The 22,209-nt window shown below is 35.3% G+C and carries 17 protein-coding genes; 7 read left to right on the top strand and 10 right to left on the bottom strand.

What is annotated here, in order from left to right; genetic code table 11:
* Positions 1 to 41 precede the first annotated feature (41 nt).
* The 4 genes from PUH65_RS10465 to PUH65_RS10450 all read right to left on the bottom strand — a co-directional run bounded on the left by PUH65_RS10465 (position 42) and on the right by PUH65_RS10450 (position 5,119).
* Positions 42 to 2,201: a VapE domain-containing protein gene (locus tag PUH65_RS10465; RefSeq protein ID WP_305519947.1), complete on the bottom strand. Its 2,160-nt coding sequence runs from the start codon at positions 2,199 to 2,201 to the stop codon at positions 42 to 44.
* A gap of 119 nt (positions 2,202 to 2,320) precedes the next feature.
* Positions 2,321 to 2,599, bottom strand: coding sequence for a helix-turn-helix domain-containing protein (locus tag PUH65_RS10460; RefSeq protein ID WP_290216431.1), 279 nt, complete (start codon positions 2,597 to 2,599; stop codon positions 2,321 to 2,323).
* Positions 2,600 to 2,732: 133 nt separating this feature from the next.
* Positions 2,733 to 3,641: a hypothetical protein gene (locus PUH65_RS10455; protein WP_305519946.1), complete on the bottom strand. Its 909-nt coding sequence runs from the start codon at positions 3,639 to 3,641 to the stop codon at positions 2,733 to 2,735.
* Positions 3,642 to 3,901: 260 nt separating this feature from the next.
* Positions 3,902 to 5,119: a site-specific integrase gene (locus PUH65_RS10450; RefSeq protein WP_305519945.1), complete on the bottom strand. Its 1,218-nt coding sequence runs from the start codon at positions 5,117 to 5,119 to the stop codon at positions 3,902 to 3,904.
* Positions 5,120 to 5,387: 268 nt separating this feature from the next.
* Between PUH65_RS10450 and PUH65_RS10445 the strand changes: the two genes are divergently transcribed.
* The 6 genes from PUH65_RS10445 to PUH65_RS10420 all read left to right on the top strand — a co-directional run bounded on the left by PUH65_RS10445 (position 5,388) and on the right by PUH65_RS10420 (position 10,903).
* A complete protein-coding gene (locus PUH65_RS10445; protein ID WP_193812383.1) occupies positions 5,388 to 5,738 on the top strand; it encodes a 4Fe-4S dicluster domain-containing protein in 351 nt (116 codons plus the stop codon).
* Positions 5,739 to 5,847: 109 nt separating this feature from the next.
* Positions 5,848 to 6,915: a 3-phosphoserine/phosphohydroxythreonine transaminase gene (gene serC, locus PUH65_RS10440; RefSeq protein WP_305519944.1), complete on the top strand. Its 1,068-nt coding sequence runs from the start codon at positions 5,848 to 5,850 to the stop codon at positions 6,913 to 6,915.
* On the top strand, positions 6,916 to 7,875 hold the full coding sequence (locus PUH65_RS10435) for a D-2-hydroxyacid dehydrogenase (protein WP_305519943.1): 960 nt from the start codon (positions 6,916 to 6,918) through the stop codon (positions 7,873 to 7,875).
* A 6-nt stretch (positions 7,876 to 7,881) separates the two neighbouring features.
* Positions 7,882 to 9,126, top strand: coding sequence for a DUF1015 domain-containing protein (locus tag PUH65_RS10430; protein ID WP_305519942.1), 1,245 nt, complete (start codon positions 7,882 to 7,884; stop codon positions 9,124 to 9,126).
* 56 nt (positions 9,127 to 9,182) lie between these two features.
* Positions 9,183 to 10,547 carry a M20/M25/M40 family metallo-hydrolase gene (locus tag PUH65_RS10425; RefSeq protein ID WP_305519941.1) on the top strand — a complete coding sequence of 455 codons (1,365 nt, stop codon included), beginning with the start codon at positions 9,183 to 9,185 and terminating at the stop codon, positions 10,545 to 10,547.
* Positions 10,547 to 10,903, top strand: coding sequence for a diacylglycerol kinase family protein (locus PUH65_RS10420; protein WP_305519940.1), 357 nt, complete (start codon positions 10,547 to 10,549; stop codon positions 10,901 to 10,903). Before PUH65_RS10425 ends, PUH65_RS10420 begins: the two co-directional genes overlap by 1 nt.
* On the opposite strand, the gene PUH65_RS10415 is transcribed toward PUH65_RS10420, so the two are convergent.
* The 6 genes from PUH65_RS10415 to PUH65_RS10390 all read right to left on the bottom strand — a co-directional run bounded on the left by PUH65_RS10415 (position 10,884) and on the right by PUH65_RS10390 (position 20,180).
* Positions 10,884 to 11,672 carry a patatin-like phospholipase family protein gene (locus PUH65_RS10415; RefSeq protein WP_305519939.1) on the bottom strand — a complete coding sequence of 263 codons (789 nt, stop codon included), beginning with the start codon at positions 11,670 to 11,672 and terminating at the stop codon, positions 10,884 to 10,886. The two genes, PUH65_RS10420 and PUH65_RS10415, sit on opposite strands and share 20 nt — an antisense overlap.
* A gap of 331 nt (positions 11,673 to 12,003) precedes the next feature.
* On the bottom strand, positions 12,004 to 12,789 hold the full coding sequence (locus PUH65_RS10410) for a patatin-like phospholipase family protein (protein ID WP_305519938.1): 786 nt from the start codon (positions 12,787 to 12,789) through the stop codon (positions 12,004 to 12,006).
* A 74-nt stretch (positions 12,790 to 12,863) separates the two neighbouring features.
* Positions 12,864 to 14,798: a S9 family peptidase gene (locus PUH65_RS10405; protein WP_305519937.1), complete on the bottom strand. Its 1,935-nt coding sequence runs from the start codon at positions 14,796 to 14,798 to the stop codon at positions 12,864 to 12,866.
* Positions 14,799 to 15,524: 726 nt separating this feature from the next.
* Entirely contained in the window at positions 15,525 to 16,916 is a 1,392-nt protein-coding gene (gene lpdA / locus PUH65_RS10400) for a dihydrolipoyl dehydrogenase (protein WP_305519936.1), read from the bottom strand.
* A gap of 150 nt (positions 16,917 to 17,066) precedes the next feature.
* Complete coding sequence (locus PUH65_RS10395) at positions 17,067 to 19,496, bottom strand: thiamine pyrophosphate-dependent enzyme (RefSeq protein WP_305519935.1); 2,430 nt, start codon at positions 19,494 to 19,496, stop codon at positions 17,067 to 17,069.
* A 450-nt stretch (positions 19,497 to 19,946) separates the two neighbouring features.
* Positions 19,947 to 20,180 (bottom strand): hypothetical protein, encoded by a 234-nt coding sequence (locus PUH65_RS10390; protein WP_305519934.1) that lies wholly within the window; start codon positions 20,178 to 20,180, stop codon positions 19,947 to 19,949.
* Between the two features lie 263 nt (positions 20,181 to 20,443).
* Here PUH65_RS10390 and PUH65_RS10385 point away from each other — a divergent pair, with 263 nt between their 5' ends.
* Complete coding sequence (locus PUH65_RS10385) at positions 20,444 to 22,090, top strand: helix-turn-helix domain-containing protein (RefSeq protein WP_305519933.1); 1,647 nt, start codon at positions 20,444 to 20,446, stop codon at positions 22,088 to 22,090.
* Positions 22,091 to 22,209: the final 119 nt, after the last annotated feature.

The raw sequence follows: 22,209 nt of genomic DNA, 5'->3' as shown, positions 1-22,209 counted from the left end.
AACCACTCGTTAAAATGAAATCCGACGTATCTATTTTGATTTTAAATTTGCTGGAATAATGTATCAGGTAATTTGTCCCCAGACTGCTTGTTTTCCTTATCGACCTCTTCAAATTCTTTCAAAAGAATTGGGTAAACGTAAATCTTATTCTTAGAGATTCTGGTAAAGCCATGCTTCTTTAAAGCCATACCAATTTTACGAACTGAAGTATCTGTAATATTTAAATTCGCTCTGCTTGCTAATACCTGTGCAATCTGTGTGGTATTGAAAAAGTAGGTTGCATTGTGTCTATTTGCAGGTTCAAACCAAGTCAGAAGTAATTCTTCTTCCGGCGATTTCAACTGATACTGTTCATTATTCGCATTGATCTCTTTTGTTTCTTCCTGATTGAACCAATGGCGGAAACCATCGTTGTACAGTTTCAATGCTTGCGAGTACACTAAATTAATATCAATATCATGGGTGTATTCGATGTGCTCTACTTCAAAGCAGAGGAAACGGCGCGAGCCAGTAGTATCATTTAGGAATTGCGCGGTATTTACTGAGCCAGCGAAACTGGCTCTTCGTGGCATGTTTTCGTTGTTATGGCCGTAGGCTTTACGAATCCTGATGTGGGTTTTTGTAATGATTTCTTTTAGGGAGCCAATTTCGGTTCTGTTTAGATTTTCGAGTTCATCAAGATTAATCAACATGCATTCTGCCAAGTGGATTAAAGTGTCTTTATTGCTAGGATTTATAGTCCCTGAAAAGATATATTCTTTTAAAGGTGTGGGCATTAGTTTTTCTATCCAGGTTGTTTTACCAAGACCCTGTTTTCCTGAAAAGACAATGACGGTTTGATTTACCTGTTTTTCATTCAGTACACAAGCCACCATAGCAACAAACCATTTCTTGAAACATATTCTCCAAAGGTCCTGTTTTGAAGTAGTGATGGTATCTGCCAATTTTTCGAGCCAATCGGTGTCATCCTGGACTTCCGGAAGATCTTTAAAATAGTCTTCGAATGGATCATACATTTCGCAATAATCGGAGTGCAGCAAATTCCGTAAGGAATTGATACTGCACTTCACTTTTGCTTTCAGGATCTCGCGGAGGATTGAATTTTCTGCAAAGTCAGTCATCGGTTTCCAAAGATGAGCGGTGAGGGTTTTGAATTCAAGTTTTCCTAACACTGAATTGTAGCGAAAGTTGTATCGTTTGTTTAGGAACATTTCCAGTTTATCGATATAGGATGGCGTTTCTTCGTCGTCACTCACTTCGACTCCGCTCAGTGACCGGGATTTTGAAGTATTTTTATCAGGTTCTTTTACGCTCGCAGATTGCGCGGATTTTCCAGTTTGTTTTTGAGGTTTAAAATCATCGGTATTAAAGTCTGAAGTATTTGCATAAGCACTTTTTACAGCGGTGGCAACTTCCTGACTGTTGTAGTCATAATCTGCTAAAATATAACCCAGAGCCATTGCTTCCGGAATCCCTTTCCTGTTGAGATTATTCGCCAACTGGAAGACGAAATTGTTTCTGTTACCGTCCACGAATGATTCTTTTTTTTCGGTAAAACGGACGGTGTGTTCGTAGACTGCGTCGTAAGTGATGGGTGTTTGATGTTTGATGCTGGATGAAGGATGGTTGTGATTACTTACAGTGGAAGATTGCTTCGATGCTGTTGTAAAGACGGTGGAGTTTTCGTTCAGGAATAATTCGGGATCGAAGGAGACGAAACATAGACGGGTGATGTCTTTTCCTGATTTGTCGATTTCAACCTGGAGAAGTTGTTCAAAGTGTTTCTGTAAAGCCAGAAAGGTTTCTTTGTGATTCTCTTTTTCGGTTTCTATTTGGACCAGAATTTTTATACCGTTGCCAGAGGGGCTTAGAAATGAGGCAAATACTAAAGGTTCTTCCAGTAAGGTTTTCCGGCACTCCTTTAGTTTTTCCTTTGGAAGTTTATCAATATCCAAAACCACTAAAGGATTATACTTTGTAAGAAATTCCATTTTACGGCCCCTTTTAAAAGTTGCAGAGGGTGTGAATGCCGGAAGTGATTTCTTGGCTCTTTCTGCAGCCTCCATTTTATTATCGGCGAGTGATTTTCTGAGATAAGTAATCGGGTTAATATATACGCCCGTTTTAATATCATCTAATATTTTCAGGATGTCTTTGTTTTCAACAACTTCATTGAAATTTATAAATATGGTTGATTTCATTTTGATTAGATTTTGGAGGTTAGATGGTAGATACTGAACTTTAGACATTGAGTCTTAGACAAAAGCCCTCTGAAATGTAGAGGGCTTTTAGATTTCAGAAAAAAGCGGGAAATGAATTACTATTTCGCAAAGGATTTGTTGTAATGCTCCTGCATCGTTTTCTCTACATCAGAAAGTTTGTAGTAGATTTTGTTACCGACTTGAGAGAAAGAAATCTTGCCTTCGTCACGCCAAGTTTGGGCGGTTCTTCTGGAGATCTTCATCATGGTTATGAATTCTTCATTATCGAGAAACTGGTCCTGTTTTGAACCATTCCGAGAATTGAAGTTCCTTGAGAGGTCATCGATTTTAGCGATTAAACCTTCAAATTGTTCTTTGGTTAAAATAATTGCTTCCATAATACTATTGGTTTTAAGATTATGAAGCAAAGGAATAAAGGTTCCGGAAGTCTGATTGGTCTTTTTTAGTCTGATCGGACTAAGTTTTTTGCAACCACTTAATTATCAATAGTATTATAAGATTTTCTGAAATTCAAAAATCAGACTTCCAAGTAACAGCACTGTCATTATTCGGATCTTTATCGGTTCTGGTTGGAGACAGGTATGTGAGCACTGTGGATTTTGAAAGCGTCTTTCCGTGTTGATCCAGAAAACTATCACAGATAAAATCTGCTAACTCACTGTTTGTCATTTGAATATAAAAATTGCCGTTTGGTTTTAAACCATACATCATCTGTTTAAAAGCATGGACTAAAATATTTGTTGGACCATGTAGTTTTATTTTTCCCTGAAAAGTCTTTTGTACAACTTCCGGACTATCAATTTTCGATATTTCTTCTTTCAACTTTTTTAAGGCATATAAATGCTCAATCTCTTTTTTGCATTGCAGATTATAATCCTGAAGATTTCTGTTGACAAATTCAATATTGGCCTGTAGATATTCAAATTTCTCTTCCATTAAAAGAAGGATTTTTTCATTGTCACTGCTTAAGGTAGCCAGTTTATTCTTTAATTCCCAAAATGAGAAATAACGTTCTTCTGATTCTGCATTAATTTGCTTCTTATTTGGTCTTAACAGACTTACATTAAGATCTAAAGACTTTAATGTATTGCGTTTCGATTCGATAGATGTATAAAGTTTGACCAATCTGCTCTGACCCCGCTCGCCTTTAAATAATTCATCATTAACAGAAATGAGTTTTTCGAATTTATTTAACCAAAGCATGGACTCTGATACCTGTTTGCAATGATGACAAATAAATTCGGGAATTTGAGAGTGGGTTATTGAAAAGACTTTTGATATTAATTGCTGGCAATAGTATTCTGAACCACGGTCAGTGTCTTGTTCAACATCAAATAACGGATTAAAAGTTTCCGTCAACTTAACAGACGAAAATTGTGCGAACGGCACAGACTCTTTAATGATATGGTTTACTAACATCCTTATAATGTATTTTAAATCTAATTGTCAGAGAATATTTTCAGTCATTGTGTGTTTTATACTAGGTCGCTTTCTCTCATTTCATAACAATTCAGGTATCAGTCACCGAAATTTCATTTATTAGCAAATGCTAAACTATGAAAAGTAAAGCATAAAAATGACTCCATTTTCAAAACAGAGCCATTTTTTAATAAATATGATAATAAATAAGTGTTAATTGGCAAAAATTCATATCCAATGAATAGCAATTCATATGAAATCTACATTACATATTGATCAACTGCCTTATCTAAATCATCATCGATTACTTTAGCATAAATTTGAGTTGTACTTATTTTGGAATGATCCATTAACTTGCTGACATACTCGATCCGCATTCCCCTACTCAGAGCTTGCGTCGCGAAAGTATGACGACTTAAATGAAAATGTAACTGGAAAGGAAATTTTAATTCTTGGCCAATTTTACGCAGATGCAGATTACAAATCACATTTGCAGATGCTATTTTTTTTCTTTTGAATTCCGGATTTCCAAGATCAAACTTACCTCTTAGAATAATCGGGAATATAAAGGCTTGCTTTTCGACATTATTGGAATAGTACTTCAAAAGAACTTCAGCCGCAGTTGTACCAATTTTTATGCGGTGTACTCTACCACTTTTACTAATTTTCCTTTCAATAATACCCTTTTCCATATCCACTTCTTCCCACCGCAAAGTGGCGACGTCAGAAAATCGTAAACCTCCAGCGGACACCGCGAAGATGAACATATCCTGGCAAAGTTTAACCTTACATTTTCTTTCCTTGTTATAGTTTTTGAAATTTTCGAACTGTTCTAATGATAAAAAATTTCTCTTGTGAACATTTGTTCTAATTTTTATTTTATCAAAGGGATAAATGTTTTTGTCAATAATACCATCTTCTATCGCAGAGTTGAAAATTTTAGCAAGAGGTATTAGGCAAGTTTTGATTGAAATGTTAGAGTTTTTTTTCACCACGGTGAGAAAATTAATGTAGTCTTTCAAAAGTGATACGGTTATATCGTTTAAAGTCAGATCATCATGACCAATAAATTCTTTGAATTTTTTAATCAATGATTCATAATTATATATTGTTGCCGCTGCTAATGTATTTCGTAAACGATTAAAAGTTTTTTGCTGATAATCGAAAAAATTGATTCGATCTTCGCCTTTTAACGCCTGTTTTATCTGCTGTGCTGTAATGTTTTGGATTTTCTTTTCTTCTTCTAAAACCATCATGGTAGCATCAGCAATCTTAACCGCCAAAACAGCATTCATTCTGGTACTGTTGGGATAACATTTTCTGACTTTCTGACTGTCTCCATCCCATTGATTAGGTTTAAGTTTTACTCCAGTTGAAATAAATTTAGTTTTTCGGTCTTTAATGAGCCTGATGTAAAGAGAGCAATTTCCGGCTTTATCCAGTTGCTGCGTTTTTAGTACAAATTTTAACGATGCCATAGTAAAACAATTTAAGGTTAGTAATGTTTAGAGAAACGACTACTAATTTTCTGTAAAATGTGCTGAAAAGGGACTTTTCTGGATGATTTTAGTATGACATAAAAGTACAACAAGTAGTACAACAAACTCTTAATTTGGTTGCTTTTTGCTGCTTTTGTTTTGTTACCTAAAAAAATAAATTCGTGTATTCATCAGCAAACTAGAGAAAACTTGTATGATGCACGGAATTATTTGTAACTTTGTACAAATTTAAAAAAATAAAGTAGCAATGGCTATTAAAATAACAGACGAATGTATTAATTGTGGCGCTTGTGAGCCGGAATGTCCGAACAATGCGATCTATGAAGGAGCGGTAGATTGGAAAGCCTCCGATGGAACTGCACTCAAAGGAAAAGTAGTTTTGAAGTCAGGTTTATCCATTGATGCCGATGATCCACAAGAACCCGTAAGCGATGATGTTTATTTCATTGTTACCGATAAATGTACCGAATGTATTGGCTTTCATGAAGAACCGCAATGTGCGGCTGTTTGTCCTGTCGACTGCTGTATTCCAGATGAAGACCATGTGGAATCAGAGGAAAGTTTACTCGAGAAAAAAGCATTTTTACACGGAGAATAATAAACCGCTCACAAAATGTGGGCGTTTTTTTTTACCTTTTTAACATCTTTCTCACTCAAGAATATCAACGACTTTGCAGTCGCTCGAGTTCTTATAAAAATCAAAAAGTATGAGTAAAAAACACAACTTCAGTGCAGGTCCCTGCATTTTACCACAAGAAGTTTTCCAGAAATCTGCCGAAGCAATTCTCGATTTTAACGGCAGTGGATTATCACTTTTAGAAATTTCCCACCGTAGCAAAGATTTTGTGGCTGTAATGGATGAAGCCAGAGCCATCGTAAAAAGATTAATGAACTTAGGTGATGATTATGAAGTTTTATATTTAGGTGGTGGCGCCAGTTTACAGTTCGCCATGGTTCCATTTAATTTAATGAAATCTGAAAACGGAAAAGCCGCTTATTTAGATACGGGAACATGGGCTGCAGGTGCGATTAAAGAAGGAAAAAAATTAGGAACCGTTGATGTTGTTAGTTCCTCAAAAGAAGAGAATTATTCCTTTATTCCAAAAGATTATATAGTAGGAAGCGAATACGACTATTTTCACTGTACCTCTAACAATACCATTTACGGAACTCAAATGAGAGAATTCCCCAAAGTAGATACGGTAATGGTTTGTGATATGAGTTCAGATATTTTCTCAAGAGTAATTGATTTTTCACAGTTTGATTTAATTTATGCTGGTGCTCAAAAAAATATGGGTCCTGCAGGAGCAACTTTGGTCGTTGTGAAAAAAGAAATTTTAGGAAAAACAGGAAGAGACATTCCTTCAATGCTCGATTATTCTTTACATGTAGCAAAAGAATCGATGTACAATACCCCACCGGTTTTCCCGGTTTACGCTTCTCTTTTAACATTACAACATTTAGAAAATAACGGAGGAATTGCAACGGCAGAAACAAGAAATGAAGCAAAAGCAAAATTATTGTACGGAGAAATTGACCGCAATCCTTTATTTGAAACCTTCTGTGTTAAAGAAGAAGACCGTTCGCTGATGAACGTTTCTTTCAAATTAACAGATGAGTCTAAAAAAGAAAAATTCGATAACGCCTGGAAAGAAGCCGGAATCAGTGGTCTGAATGGTCACCGAAGTTTAGGTGGCTACCGTGCAAGTATGTATAATGCAATGCCAATCGAAAGTGTTCAGGTTTTAGTTGACGTAATGCAAAATTTAATATAAATGATAGTTCTTGCTAATGACGGTATTTCTAAAGCCGGAGAAGATCTGCTGAAAAATGCGGGAATCGAAATTTTAGAAGCAAAAGTTTCCCAGGAACATCTGATCAATTTTATCAATGAAAACAAAGTCGATGTATTACTGGTTCGAAGCGCAACTAAAGTTAGAAAAGAATTAATAGATGGCTGTCCAGGTTTAAAAATCGTCGGTCGCGGCGGCGTTGGTATGGATAATATCGATGTTGAATACGCGATTGAAAAAGGACTTTACGTCATCAATACTCCAAATGCATCAAGTCGTTCTGTTGCTGAAATAGTTTTTGCCCATTTTTTCTCTTTGGCGAGATTTCTGCATGAGTCCAACAGATTAATGCCACTGGAAGGCGAAACGCATTTCAAGGCATTGAAAAAATCATTCTCATCTGCGGTAGAATTAGAAGGTAAAACTTTAGGAGTAATTGGCTTTGGCGGAATTGGTCAGGAAGTTGTAAAAATCGGGATTTCATTAGGAATGAAAGTTAAGGTCCTTACCAGAAGACCAAAAACAGAAACAATATCTCTTGATTTTTTTGATGGTCAAAAAGTAGAATTTAAGATCAATTCTACAAACGATACAAAAGAATTTTTAAAAGACGTAGATTTTTTGAGTATCAATACTCCGAAAACAACTTCATATATTATTGATGCTGCGGAATTTAAATTAATGAAAGACGGTGTTTTTATTGTAAATACCGCTAGAGGTGGCGTCATGAATGAAGTTACTTTACTGGATGCGATTGAAAATGGAAAAGTAGCCGGCGCTGCACTTGATGTTTTTGAAAATGAACCCAGCCCAGAACTGGCTCTTTTGATGAATCCAAACTTGTCTCTTTCACCGCATTTAGGAGGAAATACTGCGGACGCACAACAGAAAATTGGAAGAGAACTTGCAGAGCAAATTATAGAGATTAAAAAGAAACTGTAGTACCATATGCCTATATTTAAACCATTTAGAGGAATCCGACCAAGCGAAGATTATGTAGAGATATTCCCTACCCATCCGTTGGATAATTTTTCGCAGGAAGAGATCAATAAAAAATCTCAAACAGATTCGTCCTACATTCAAATGATTAAACCTTATGTGGTTAGCAAATCAAAAGATATTGACCGTAATCTTAGAAAAATCAGAACAAATTTCGAGGAACTTTTAGATGCTCGAAAATTAGTTCGGGACAATTCATCCTATTATTTATATTCGCAAATTTTACCGAATAAAACGGTATTTCGTGGTCTTCTAGGTTTGGTTAGTGTTGATGATTTTAAACATGGTAAAATTAAAAAGCACGAATCTACGCTGACTCAGAAAAAGGAAAAACTGTCTTATTATTTAGATAAAGTAAATGTACAGGCAGAGCCCGTTTTGCTTACTTATATGGCAAATCCGAAAGTGGAAATGCTGATGAATCATGAAGAAAAGAATGTCCCTATTCTTAATTATGTAGATGATAATGGTACCAGACACAAAGTTTGGCAAATCGATAACCGCTTGAAAATGCTTCAGTTTAAAGAAGTTCTCGAACAAATTGATTCGTTTTATATTGCAGATGGTCACCACAGAATTGGATCTACCGCCCTTAACGCAGAAAATCAAAAAAACAAAAACAAAAAACATAACGGTACTGAATTATACAATTATGTTTTTAGTTACGTGGTTTCTAATCAGTCCATAAAAATTCATGATTATAACCGATTATTGGAGGATTTAAACGGTCTAAGTGAAAAGGAATTTATAGCTGCGATAGAAAAAAATTTCCTTATTCATGAAAAAGGAGATCAGCCTTATTACCCTTCTCAAAAATTCCACATCTCTATGTATTTAGGTGGAAAATTTTATTCCCTGCATGTAAAACATGAGTTACGAAAACAACAAAGTTCGATGAACGATCTAGATCATTTCCTTTTAGAAGAATTTATTATAAAAGATATTCTGGGAATCAGCGATCCGAAGACGACGGAAAAAATCACTTATATTAAGGGAACCTCAAACGTCGAAGGGATTAACCGAATTAAAGAAAGTGTAGATTCGGGCCAATATAAAGTTGGTTTCGGGATTCATCCGGTGAGTTTTAATGATTTGTTAAAGGTTTCTAACCACAAAATAATCATGCCGCCAAAATGCACTTATATTGAACCAAAATTAGTAACCGCTTTGATTATGTTTGATATGAAGCAATAATAGATCTAATTGTTATTAATTTTATTTAAATTTGGGTTTACTAATTAGCAAACCCTATGAAATACTCTATTATAAAAGTACTTCCGCTCTTTTTGGGCGGATTTCTATTTGCACAAAAAAACGCTGATTCTATTCAATTCAAAAATATTTCAGATGAAATATTGGTTAATGGAACGGCTTACGAAAGCTTAAGAGATTTAACACAAAACATCGGTCACCGTTTAAGCGGCTCGGCAGCGTACGAAAAAGCCACTGATTGGGCAGTTCAAAAATTAAAAGAAGCTGGTGCAGATAAAGTTTGGAAAGAAGAAGTCATGGTTCCAGTCTGGGAAAGAGGCAAAGAATCTCTTCAAATAAAAGAAGGAAACGGAAAATGGAAATCTTTAAAAATGCTTTCTTTAGGGAATTCTGAAGGATCAAAGGGAAAAGATGTAGAAGCAGAAATTGTCTTTGTAAAGAATAAAGAAGACTTCGACAAACTTCCGGATGCCGCCATCAAAGGGAAAATTATATTCTTTAACTATGCCTTTAACCAACAGTTTATTTCAACCGGACAAGCCTATGGAGATGCTGGTAAATACAGAAGAAGTGCTGCATCTTGGGCTGGAAAAAGAGGCGCAAAAGCCGTGATTATCCGTTCGCTTTCTTCGGCTTATGATGATGTTCCACATACTGGAGCGATGCGTTATGATGCTGATGATATGGCGAAAATTCCTGCTGTTGCCATAGGACCAAAAAGTGCCGATGAACTGGAGAAAACTTTGAAAACTCAAAAGGTAATTGCCAAATTGAATTCTAATGCAACCATGAAAGGCGAGAAACTTTCGCATACTGTCATTGGAGAAATTACGGGAAATAGAGACCAAAGTGTAATCGTAGTTGGCGGACATTTAGATTCCTGGGATGTTGGCGAAGGTGCGCAAGATGACGGTGCTGGAATTGTGCAAAGTATTGAAGTATTGAGAACTTTTAAAAAATTGGGAATTAAAAATAATCACACCATTCGAGTGGTATGTTTTGCCAACGAAGAAAATGGCGTAAAAGGAGGAAATCAATATGCTGAAAACATTAAGAAAAACAATGAAAAGCATCTCTTCGCAATCGAAAGTGATGGCGGCGGATTTACCCCACGCGGATTTGGTTTGGTCATGAGTCCGGAAAAACGCAAGCAAGTTCAATCCTGGAGAAACCTTTTCTTACCTTATGGCGTTCATAATTTCGAACTGGAATATGCAGGAACCGATATCGAACCTATGGAACCTTTGGGTGTTCCGTTAGCCGAATTAAGTCCAGATTCGCAAAGATATTTCGACATTCATCATTCCGAAGAAGATACTTTCGATAAAGTAAACAGAAGAGAATTATTGTTAGGAGCAGCGGTAATGGGTCAGTTAATTTATATGGTCGATAAAAACTGGTAATGCGGAAACCTTCTATTCATAAAAGTTTTTGGAACGCCATCCAAGGCGTAATCTGGATGCTGAAATCGGAACGCAATTTTCAGATTGAAGTTCTGGCTCTTCTCATCAACCTTTTCCTGATTGTTTATTTTAAAGTAACTGCAATTGAAGCAACCATCATTTTAGTCGTTGCGTTTGCGGTTTTAAGTTTAGAAATCCTGAATACCTGTGTTGAGAAAATCTGTGATATGATTCAGCCAGAATATGATGTTAGCATTAAAATCATTAAAGATATCGCAGCGGGCTCGGTGTTTTTAATGGCGATTGCGTCTGTAATTGTGGGACTTTTAATTTATCCTAAATACTTGTTGTACTAAAAGCGCTGTCTTCGTAGGAATTCTTCGCTGCCTGATATCCGATTTCAAAGATTTCTTCTAAACGGTTGGCTTTCCTTTCGAAAGTTCCATACTGCGCTAATTTCTGAGAGGTGATAAACCAGTCGCAATATGCAAATTTGTAAATTTCTGTACGGTGAGAAAGCAAATCATAGGCACGAGACGTAATTGCTTTAATAGAATTTAAATCTGATAATTCCACATTTTGCGGTGGCGAAACATAACTGCCAATCAGTTGATTACAATCACCGGAAATAATATCTGCTGGAAAATTATTAAGAACGCCGCCATCACTAAACATTTCACCGTTCACAATATGCGGAGTTGTAATGCCCGGAATAGAACACGAAGCGATTACCGCATCAACTACTTTATCAGTTTTATCAAAAAGTTTTTGTTTTCCCGAAACCAGTTCTGTGGCAATAATTTTCACTTCTATATTCAAATCGCCAATGGTCATGTCCTCGAAAATAGGTTTTAGATAAGTTGAAAAAATCATAGAGGAAACCAATCCTGGTTTATTAAAAGTAAAATGTCGCCAGTTAAAAAAATAGACTGACTTAAAAAAATCGAGAATTTCTTCTGGTGATTTTCCTGCTGCGTGAAGTGCTCCTACTATAGAACCGGCACTGCAACAAGCCAAAACATCTGGTTGAATATTTTTCTCTGCCAAGAATTTTAAAATTCCAGCATGAGCCACGCCTTTTGTTCCACCCCCAGAAAGTACAAAACCGAGATTAAATTTTTCCATAATTAAAAGTTGGTCAAAATTAAGAAACCAGTAACACAATTCAGTGATTTCATTTTATTATTTTTGAATGTTATGCTTACTACTTTCATTACAATTAATTGCTTTTCAATTTTTCATTAATTATTTTTATGTATATCCATATTCAATAATAATGAAAATTTTAAACGCAAGGAGCGCAAAGTTTTCTTAATAAATATGCTGTTTTCCGCACGTTTTTAAGTTCGCAAAGCCGTTTCACTTAACAAAGTTCACAACGAATTACAAATTATTACTATTTACGGACAATCAATATTATTTTAAATGGCAATTAATTTAATAGTGATCGAGCAATTTACTTTTCTAATTTAAAACTACATTCTTCGAAAGAACTTTTTGCTGCCTGATACCCAATATTAAAAATCTCCTCCAAACGGCTGGCTTTCTTTTCGAAGATACCATATTTCGATAATTTTTGTGGACTGATAAACCAATCGCAATAAGAGAATTTATACATTTCTGTACGGTGAGAAAGCAACTCATAAGCGCGTGTGGTAATTGCTTTGATAGAATTTAATTCTGACACTTCTACCTTGTGAGACGGCGATACATATACACCGATTAATTTATCGCAGTCATGACAAATAATATCTGCCGGAAAATTATCTAAAACTCCGCCATCGCTATACATCTCGTCACCGATGACATACGGGGTAAAAATTCCGGGAATCGAACAGGAAGAGATTATCGCATCTACCACCTTATCTTTTTTTCCGAAAACTTTCTGCTTGCCTGTAACCAATTCTGTTGCAACAATTTTGAGATCAATCTTTAAATCACCTATTCGCATGTCGGCAAAAATAGGATTTAGATAAGTCGCAAAAATTTCTGATGAGATCAAACCAGGCTTATTAAAAACAAAGTGCCACCAGTTAAAAAGATAGACCGACTTAAAGAAATCGAGCATTTCTTCGGGAGTTTTACCAATTGCGTATAATGATCCGACAATTGAACCTGCGCTACAACAAGCCAAAACATCTGGTCGTAAATTCTGTTCCCCCAGAAACTTCAATACGCCGGCATGCGCTATCCCCTTTGTTCCTCCGCCCGAAAGCACCAATCCGAGTTTATAATTTTTCATAATTAAATGTTATTTAAAAGCACAAAACCGCAATCGAAATTGCGGCTTTATGTTTAAGAATTAAAGGGTCTCTTTTATTTTAAAAGATATTCCTGCATAAATTTAATTACCGCTAACCTTTGAAAATCTACATTCTCCTTCTTTCGGAATCCGTGTCCTTCATTTTTTCCTTCTAAGTACCAAACGGTATTTCCCTGCGCTTTTAATTTATCTCGCATTTGCATCGCCTCCGTTACCGGAACTCTAGGATCGTTGGTTCCCTGGATGATGAACATGGGTTTTTTGATTTTATCGGTATTGTTTAAAGGTGCAATCTTGGTGAAAAACGCACTCATTTTCGGATCGCGTTCGTCGCCATATTCTGCTCTTCTTAAATCACGTCGGTATTCTTCGGTATTTTTCAGGAAGGTATTAAAGTCAGAAATTCCAACCACATCCACGGAACATCTGATTCTGTCTGCATACTCATAAGCCGTCGCCAAGGTCATGAAACCGCCATAACTTCCGCCCATGATCATAATTCGGTCTTTATCTAATTCTGGTTGTTTGGCAATCCAGTCTAATAATGCTCCGATATCTTGTACCGAATCCATTCTGTTGAAACCGTTGTCACTCGCGATATATGTTTTACCAAAACCTGAAGAACCACGGACATTTGGGTAAATTACCGCAACGCCCATTTCATTGGTGTAATAATTATTTGCTCCTAATGATGATGCCATCGACTGACCTTCTGGACCACCATGAATATTGATCATCACTGGTCTTTTCCCTGTAAACTTTTTAGAAGCAGGATAATAGAATCCAGAGATTTTCATCTTGTCAAAACTCGTCCATTCAATCAATTTTGGTTTTGCCATTTCGGCTTTCGGCATTTCCCCCTGTTCGCTGTCTGTCCACCTTTCAATTTTGTTGGTAGCCAAATCAAGACGGTAAATGTCTGAAGAAGAATCATAAGTTGATTGCGAGAAGAAGAGCGACTTTCCGTCTTTTGTAAAAGCAGTGCTGTTGATTAAGCCAACTGGCAATTTAATTTCAGAATATTTCTTGGTCGAAGTATCCATTAAATACAGTTTATTCAAACCGCTTTCATTAATTTCAAAAGCGATTTTTGATTTGTCTTTCGATAAAGATAAACCCGAAACTTCCCATGGAATTTCAGTGGTGAAATAGTTTATCTTTTTCGTTTTCAAATTCATTAAAGCCAATCTTTTAAACTCATTATCGCGATCGGTTACATACCAAATCTCATCTGAGTTTTTGGCAAATTTCGCACTCGCTTGCACAATTTGTTTTTCGTTTCTATCCGTGATTGGTTCCAGTTTTTTGGTTTCTGTATCGAATAAATAGAGATAAGATTCATTGGCAGATACATATTCTCCGATGATGAGTTTTTTACCATCTTCAGAAATGTCAGAAATTCCCCAACCGCCGCCTTGCACTTCCAAAATTAATTTGGTTTCTTCTGGCTTCAAAGGATTCATATAATAGATATCCCGGTCGCCACCATTTCTTTTGGTCGATGAAAAATAAAATCCTGAACCATCTTTCTTCCAGCGCATTCCTCCATTTTGGGATCTTCCGCCATCGGTTAATAAGGTAGATTCCATCGTCTTTAAATCTAATCTAAAAAGTTGACCGAATTCATTTCCGCCAATGTCTTTAGAATAGACCAAATAATCTCCTTTTGTTGGTTCGAAATCCGCGGAATTCACAGGTTCGTCAAAAAACGTAATTTGTTTTCTGTTCCCTAAAGGTTGCGTTAAATGATGCAATTGATTGGTTGAAGCAAATCTGGTCACCATAATCAACTCTTTCCCATTCGGGTGAATTGCGGTAAAGTTGGCGCTTCTGCTTTCCGTATATTTCTTGATGGTCGTACTTAAACTTTTCGGAATCGCTGGAATATTCTCAGTTATCAAATTTTCATTAGGAACGACAATATCGTTCTTAGTTTGAGCAAAAAATGCTGCCCCTGTCAATAAAAAAACCGGAATAAAAGATTTCATGTGCATATATAATAATTTGATGTTAAGATAAGAATTTTTGGGAAATAAAGAATGCACGACCCAGATTAAAAATTAGCGCTGTCGGGTAAGGCACGGATTATTGACTGGATCACACGAAAGGATTGAGACCGCAAGTATAAATTGTATTTTATGTTTTAGGCTTATATTTATTAGTCTTAAACTGATATTAATAAGTCTTAGACTTACATTATTACGACTTAGGCTTATAGTTTTACGTCTTAGACTGATATTTATAAGCATTAAACTTATATTTTTGCGTCTTAGGCTTATAATTATATGATTAATGCTGATATTAAGTAGTATTAAATTGAATTTTTTTATTAAATGACTTAATTAGGATGATGAAAAAGGACTAATAAAAAACAGGGAATCACAAATTGAAGATGTGGTTTTGGTTATTGTGGCTCAAATTTAGGAGACTTTGCGTAATGGGTGACACCAAATCCGTCCATCAGATTATATGGGATTTGTAATTGTCTTCATGCATCACAAATCAGAGACATCGGGTTTTCTAAAAAAAATAGTTTTTATAAAATATCCACTCTGCAAACTGACTTTAGTGGAGTGCTTTTTACGAAAAGAAATGAAATAAAAAATTTGGAACACTTCGACAAGTTCATTATAAATTCACGGCGGATTAAGTTGCCCCAAATAAAAAAACTCCAGCAAATTACTGGAGTTTTCTATATCAATATTTTGAATATTTTAGATGTGAATCACTTCGCCATAAGCGGCCGCAACTGCTTCCATCACTGCTTCCGAAATGGTTGGATGCGGGTGAATTGACTTCAACACTTCGTGACCGGTAGTTTCTAATTTACGCGCTACAACTGCTTCTGCAATCATATCGGTAACGCCGTCGCCAACCATGTGACAACCAAGCCATTCACCGTATTTCGCATCGAAAATCACTTTGATGAAACCATCGGTATCACCGTTTGCAGTTGCTTTTCCGGAAGCCGAGAACGGGAACTTACCTACTTTCAGTTCGTATCCTTTTTCTCTCGCTTGCTTTTCGGTTAAACCAACAGACGCCACTTCCGGATGAGCATACGTACATCCCGGAATATTGCCATAATCGATTTTTTCTACGTGAAGTCCTTTGATTTTTTCAACACACGTAATTCCTTCCGCAGACGCAACGTGCGCTAAAGCCTGGGTTGGCAATAGATCACCAATCGCATAATAGCCCGGAACCGAAGTTTCGTACCATTCGTTCACTAAAACTTTTCCTTTATCAGTCTGGATTCCAACTTCTTCGAAACCTTGACCTTCAATATTGGAGGAGATTCCAACGGCTGAAAGTAAAATATCTGCTTCTAAAGTAATATTTCCAGTTGCTGTTTTTACGGTTGCTTTTACGCCATTTCCGGAAGTATCAACAGATTCTACGGAAGCATTGGTCATGATTTCAATCCCTGATTTTTTCAAAGATTTCTCCACGTGTTTTGAAGTATCTTCATCTTCAACAGGTAAAATAAACGGCATGAATTCTACCACAGTAACTTTGGTTCCCATAGTGTTGTAGAAATCTGCGAACTCAATTCCGATCGCACCTGAACCTACAACAATCATAGATTTTGGTTGCTCAGGAAGTGTCATTGCCTGACGGTATCCGATTATTTTTTTTCCATCCTGTGGAATATTTGGCAATTCTCTTGAACGTGCTCCGGTTGCGATAATGATATGTTCTCCTGAATATTCAGTGGCTTTACCATCTTTATCGGTTACAGAAACTTTCTTACCTTTTTGTAAGGTTGCTGTTCCCATAATAACGTCGATTTTATTTTTCTTCATCAGGAAAGCGATTCCACCACTCATTTTCGTGGCAACTCCTCTACTTCTCTGGATGACTTTTGAAAAATCAAAACCAGGATTTTCTACTTTATTTAAACCGTATTGTTCGGCTTGTTTCAAATATTTAAAAACGTGTGCAGATTTTAACAATGCTTTTGTTGGGATACAACCCCAGTTTAAGCAAATTCCGCCCAGGCTTTCTTTTTCAATAATGGCAGTTTTAAAACCTAATTGTGCGGCTCTGATTGCCGTAACGTATCCACCAGGCCCACTCCCAATGACAATAATATCGTAGTTCATTATTTAAAAATTTAATGCGAATTTACGGAATTTTTTTGAGGTTTAATAGCCTTAATTAAAAACCCTTTCAGCTTTTGAAAGGCTGAAAGGGTTGAGTGTTAAAAAAACTTTGTCAAAGATTTTAAACTTTGACAAAGTAAATTGTATTTATTAGATTTTCGGAAATTTCGTTGGATTAGTTTCCGTAAACAAAGCGTAAACTTTCTCAACCATATCATCAACACTTGGTTTGCTGAAATAATCGCCATCGCTCGCATAAGGCGGACGGTGATTTTCGGCAGAAATAGTTAATGGATCAGAATCCAAATATCTAAATGCTTTTTGTTTTTCTAAAATTTGCTGCAGAATAAACGCAGATGCGCCACCTTCTACATCTTCATCGATGATTACTAGTCGGTTTGTTTTCTTCACACTTTCAGAAATCTCATGGCTTAAATCAAATGGAATTAAAGATTGAATATCAATCACTTCCGTAGAAATTCCGATTTTTTCTAATTCTGCTGCTGCTTCCATTACTAATCTCCAGGTTGACCCGTACGTTACCAAAGTAACATCTTTACCTTCTTTCGTTACTTCAATTTTCCCAACAGGAATGGTAAATTCGCCTATGTTGTCCGGTTGCTTTTCTTTCAAACGGTAACCGTTTAAACATTCGATAATTAATGCCGGTTCATCCGCTTGAAGCATGGTGTTATAAAACCCTGCAGCGATCGTTAAGTTACGCGGCACCAAAACTAAAATCCCTTTTGAAAGATTAAGAATTCCGGCCATTGGTGAACCTGAATGCCAAACTCCTTCTAATCGGTGTCCACGTGTTCTGATGATTAACGGTGCTTTTTGTCCGCCTCTTGTTCGGTACTGAACGGTTGCTAAATCGTCGCTCATTCCTTGCAAACAGTAAAGAATATAATCCAAATACTGAATTTCCGCAATTGGTCTTAAACCACGCATCGCCATTCCAATTCCCTGTCCAAGAATTGTGGCTTCCCGAATTCCGGTATCAGCGATTCTTATGTCGCCATATTTTTCCTGAAGTCCTTCTAAACCTTGATTTACGTCACCGATATTACCGGCATCTTCACCAAAGACTAAAGTTTCAGGATATTTTTCAAAAATTTTATCAAAGTTATTTCGAACGACTACTCTACCGTCAACGGTTTCTGAAGCATCGGAAAACACTGGCGCAACTTCTTTTACATTGGTTGCTTTCCATTCTGACTGAGAATATAAATGAGAAGAATAATTTTCTTTTTCAACAGCGTAAATTTCTTCGAATTTCGTTTGAAGATTTTGTCTTTCTGCTGATGGATTTGCTCTTGTCAGCAACAATGATTTTCTTACCAAATGGAAAATATCTTTCTTCGCTACAGAAATCACAGCATTGAATTTTTCTAATTCTGCAGCAACTTCAGCATTTTGTAATTTTAAATTTTCAACCAAAGGAAGTACTGATTCTTTCAAATCCTGAATCGTTTTCTGATAATTCTCCCAGGCTTTTTTCTGTCCCGCCTTTACAAAAGATTTTGCTTCAGATTCAATTTTTTCTAATTCTTCTGCAGTGGCCAACTGTTGTTCTTCGCCTTCAATTTCGATGGAGTAATCTAAAATCCATTCTTTGAATTTTAGTAATCCGTCAAATTCTCCTTCCCATTTCAATCGGTCTTCATCTTTATATCTTTCGTGAGATCCAGATGTTGAGTGACCTTGCGGCTGCGTCACTTCAATAACATGAACTACAACAGGAACACTTTCTGTTCTCGCAAAATGTTCTGCTCTTGCATAAGCGTCTAAAAGCGATGGATAATCCCAGGCTTTTACCTGAATAATTTCACAACCTTGATTCTCTCCTTCTTTTCTTTGGAAGCCTGAAAGCATTTCTGCGATATCTACTTTTGCTCTTTGATTATGGGTAGGAACAGAAATCCCGTAACCATCATCCCAAATTGAGGTGATCATCGGAACTTGTAAGGCACAAGCGGCATTTAAAGTTTCCCAAAAATGTCCTTCTGCAGTAGAAGCGTCTCCGATGGTTCCAAAAGCAACTTCATTTCCGTTATCTGAAAACTTTTCTGAACCTTCAAATTTTACGGATTTGTATACTTTCGAAGCCAAGGCCAATCCTAATAATCTAGGCATTTGGCCAGCGGTTGGGGAAATATCAGAAGAAATATTTTTTTGCTTCATTAAGTTTTTCCAACTTCCGTCTTCATTCAAACTACGGGTAGCGTAATGTCCATTCATTTGTCGGCCGGCAGAAGCGGGTTCGCGCTCAATACTGGTATCAGCATACAATTGCGCAAAAAAACTTTCTACCGTTACAGCATTAATTGCCAATGCAAAAGTTTGATCACGGTAGTATCCAGATCGGAAATCACCATCTTTAAAAACCTTGGCCATGGCCAATTGCGGTAATTCTTTACCATCGCCAAAGATTCCGAATTTCGCTTTTCCAGTCAAAACTTCCCTTCTTCCGAGATAAGACATCTCCCGGGAAATTCTGCCCAGTTTATAATCTTCCAGGATTTGGTTTTTAAAGTCTTGAAATGAAATCTGCTGTGTTTCGATATAGGTAGTTTCCATATAAATCTGAATTTTTACAAAGATAATTAATTGAATTGAATTTGAGAACTAAGAAAATAAACTTTTTTAAAATTTAATATTTTTTGTGCCATTATTTTACAAATTTGATAATTAAGAAAATGATATTTAATTACATATAAATTGAAGGTTACAAGCAAATCTCTTTTAACACGATTCACTTAATAATTATAAATAAAAAATATTTTAAATGAAGGAGCAAAAAACTTTAGAGGAGAAATTTTTGGAAAGAAGATATTTTAAAATTTTTCTATATTTAGTTGTGTACATATAAAATAGAAGTTAAGATTATTAAAAAAATAATAAAATGATAAAGCAAATATTATATTTGTGAGTTACTATATTACCAAACGTATAAAAACGATTCTTCCCCGAATAACTTCGAGGAAGAACCAACACAAATGATGAAAAAAAAATATCTTATTTAAGGGGTTACTTTTTTGGTGGTGGAACAATTTCTCCGTCTTCTGCAAATGAAGCGGTATTAGCACCTTGATTATTATTTATAGAATCAACATAATCTCTTTGTGATGATACATTAGAAGAATCTCTTACTTTTTGTAAAGTTGCCTGTTCTTCTGGAGATAATACATCATCTGCCTGTCTGCAAGAGTTTAATGTAAGTGTAGTAAAAACTACTGCTGATATAACTGCTAATCTTTTCATACGTTTAATTTTTACAAATGTATGGTAGTTGCTAATTATTAAGCAAAAATAATAACCGTTACTTTGTAAAAAATAACAAGTAAATTGTAAATTATGTACTGTTTTTTCAAAAAAATTACAGTATTATTGTAAAACAAGTGTTTAAAAATAATTTACATTACTGATAATCACATTATTAAGGATTTATGCAACTGAAATATATTTTTTCTATTCTTATTCTAATTTTATTAAATTTTCACACCACTTTTGGTGCTCAAACCGAGTTGAAGTCCAATTTAACTAATGAGCAGATTGAAAAAAACATTGATTCTAACACAAATAATCCTACAAAGATGTGGGAACTCATTAATTTTTACATTAAAAAATCTGAAAATGAAAAGAATAATGAAGCATTATTTTTCGCCTATCGTTACGCAAGTGTAAATAGCAAATATCCTTTAAACATAAAATATGCAGATAGTGCATTATTTGCAGCAAAAAATTCTAAGGTTAAAAAAACGGTAATGGATGCTTACCTTAATCGGGGCAATATCAATATGTCTGAAGAATTTTATCAAAAGGCGCTGGATGATATTTTGGTAGCTAATAAATTATCACAGGAGTCTGGTGATAGTTATATATTCAATAAAACTATTTATTATATCGCTCAAAATAAAATTTATCTAGGGCAGTATGAAGATGCTAACAAAGAATTGATCGTATGTTTAAAATTTTTTAAGGAAAATTTAGAAAATAAAACAGCGTTGGGAAAAAATTACCAAGTGTATTATATCTATTCACTAATGAGCCTTATCGATTCTAATACAAAACTTAAACATTTTATAGAAAACAAAGCGCTTTTAAAAGAAGCTTTTGATTATCTCGAACAAAACAAACTCAATCAATACATTCCCTATTTTGTATCTTCTGAAGGCACAGATGCTTATTACTCAAAAGATTATGAAACTGCAATCTCAAAATTTTCTGAAGCGATTAGATTGTACAATGATCAATGGCAACACAATACGGAAGTTTTCTATTTAGGAATGTCTTATTGGAACACAGGAAAACAAAAATTAGCCGTAAAATATTTGGAAGAAATTGATAAACATTATAATCAAACCAAAAAACTTGATCCCCAGTTCCGATCGGCCTATGAAATTTTAATTAAATATTATAAATCTACTGGCAATACCGAAAAGCAACTTGAATACATTAACAAACTAATGGTACTCGACAGATCATATGAGAAAAATTATAAATATCTGTACCAAAGGATTGTTAAGGAATATGACACCAAAAAACTGGTAGCAGAAAAAAATAGAATTGAAAGTTCGATGCAAAATCAGAGAATTATTTTCGTAGTAATATTTGTCTTTTTCCTAGTTGGATTTCTACTTTTCGGTCTTCGTATTCAAAAGGAAAAACAAAGTTACAAAAAGAGATTTGAGGAAATTATTGCTCAGCAAAAAAACGCAAGCGCTGAGGATGAAAAATCGTTTGATTATTCAACTGATATACATCACATTCAGAAATTTGATTATGAATTTTATAATAAAATACCTGGTCTTAACCCTCTTTTTGTAGAAAATATTCTAACGCAATTAGAACAGTTTGAAAATGAAAATAAATTTTTGGATCCACAGATTTCTCAGAAATCTTTAAGTGAGGATTTAGGTACTAATTCTACTTATTTTTCAAAAATCATCAATACTTATAAAGGGAAAAATTTTGCACTATATATTAGTGATCTGCGTTTAGATTATATTATTGACCATCTTAAAAATGATGTAAAATATATTAATAAGGATGTTAAGGAACTTGCCTCGATTGCAGGATTTTCTAGCACTGAAAACTTCTCAGATAATTTCCGTCGAAAATTTGATTTAAAACCTTCTGTATTTATTAAAATGATGAAGGATAAATTGTAAAATTAGAGTCAGTTAACATTTACAAACTTGAACTTCGTACTGATTGAGAGTTTATAAAGTTCATTAAGTTTATACAAAAAAAATCGAAATCCTTAATGGGATTTCGATTCTTGTAAAAC

The organism is Kaistella sp. SH40-3 (genome assembly GCF_030686865.1).
Classification (GTDB): Bacteria; Bacteroidota; Bacteroidia; order Flavobacteriales; family Weeksellaceae; genus Kaistella.
Note: the sequence above shows the minus strand (reverse complement) of the source record. Positions and strands in the feature narration are given on the sequence as shown.

Excerpts from the sequence above, each read along its gene's own strand:
- PUH65_RS10410 (WP_305519938.1), bottom strand. The coding sequence starts at position 12,789 with ATGAAAAATTATAAACTCGGATTGGTGCTTTCGGGCGGAGGAACAAAG.
- PUH65_RS10435 (WP_305519943.1), top strand. The coding sequence starts at position 6,916 with ATGATAGTTCTTGCTAATGACGGTATTTCTAAAGCCGGAGAAGATCTG.
- serC (WP_305519944.1), top strand. The coding sequence starts at position 5,848 with ATGAGTAAAAAACACAACTTCAGTGCAGGTCCCTGCATTTTACCACAA.
- PUH65_RS10395 (WP_305519935.1), bottom strand. The coding sequence starts at position 19,496 with ATGGAAACTACCTATATCGAAACACAGCAGATTTCATTTCAAGACTTT.
- PUH65_RS10405 (WP_305519937.1), bottom strand. The coding sequence starts at position 14,798 with ATGAAATCTTTTATTCCGGTTTTTTTATTGACAGGGGCAGCATTTTTT.
- PUH65_RS10445 (WP_193812383.1), top strand. The coding sequence starts at position 5,388 with ATGGCTATTAAAATAACAGACGAATGTATTAATTGTGGCGCTTGTGAG.
- PUH65_RS10465 (WP_305519947.1), bottom strand. The coding sequence starts at position 2,201 with ATGAAATCAACCATATTTATAAATTTCAATGAAGTTGTTGAAAACAAA.
- PUH65_RS10455 (WP_305519946.1), bottom strand. The coding sequence starts at position 3,641 with ATGTTAGTAAACCATATCATTAAAGAGTCTGTGCCGTTCGCACAATTT.
- PUH65_RS10425 (WP_305519941.1), top strand. The coding sequence starts at position 9,183 with ATGAAATACTCTATTATAAAAGTACTTCCGCTCTTTTTGGGCGGATTT.
- PUH65_RS10430 (WP_305519942.1), top strand. The coding sequence starts at position 7,882 with ATGCCTATATTTAAACCATTTAGAGGAATCCGACCAAGCGAAGATTAT.
- PUH65_RS10390 (WP_305519934.1), bottom strand. The coding sequence starts at position 20,180 with ATGAAAAGATTAGCAGTTATATCAGCAGTAGTTTTTACTACACTTACA.
- lpdA (WP_305519936.1), bottom strand. The coding sequence starts at position 16,916 with ATGAACTACGATATTATTGTCATTGGGAGTGGGCCTGGTGGATACGTT.
- PUH65_RS10420 (WP_305519940.1), top strand. The coding sequence starts at position 10,547 with ATGCGGAAACCTTCTATTCATAAAAGTTTTTGGAACGCCATCCAAGGC.
- PUH65_RS10450 (WP_305519945.1), bottom strand. The coding sequence starts at position 5,119 with ATGGCATCGTTAAAATTTGTACTAAAAACGCAGCAACTGGATAAAGCC.
- PUH65_RS10460 (WP_290216431.1), bottom strand. The coding sequence starts at position 2,599 with ATGGAAGCAATTATTTTAACCAAAGAACAATTTGAAGGTTTAATCGCT.
- PUH65_RS10415 (WP_305519939.1), bottom strand. The coding sequence starts at position 11,672 with ATGGAAAAATTTAATCTCGGTTTTGTACTTTCTGGGGGTGGAACAAAA.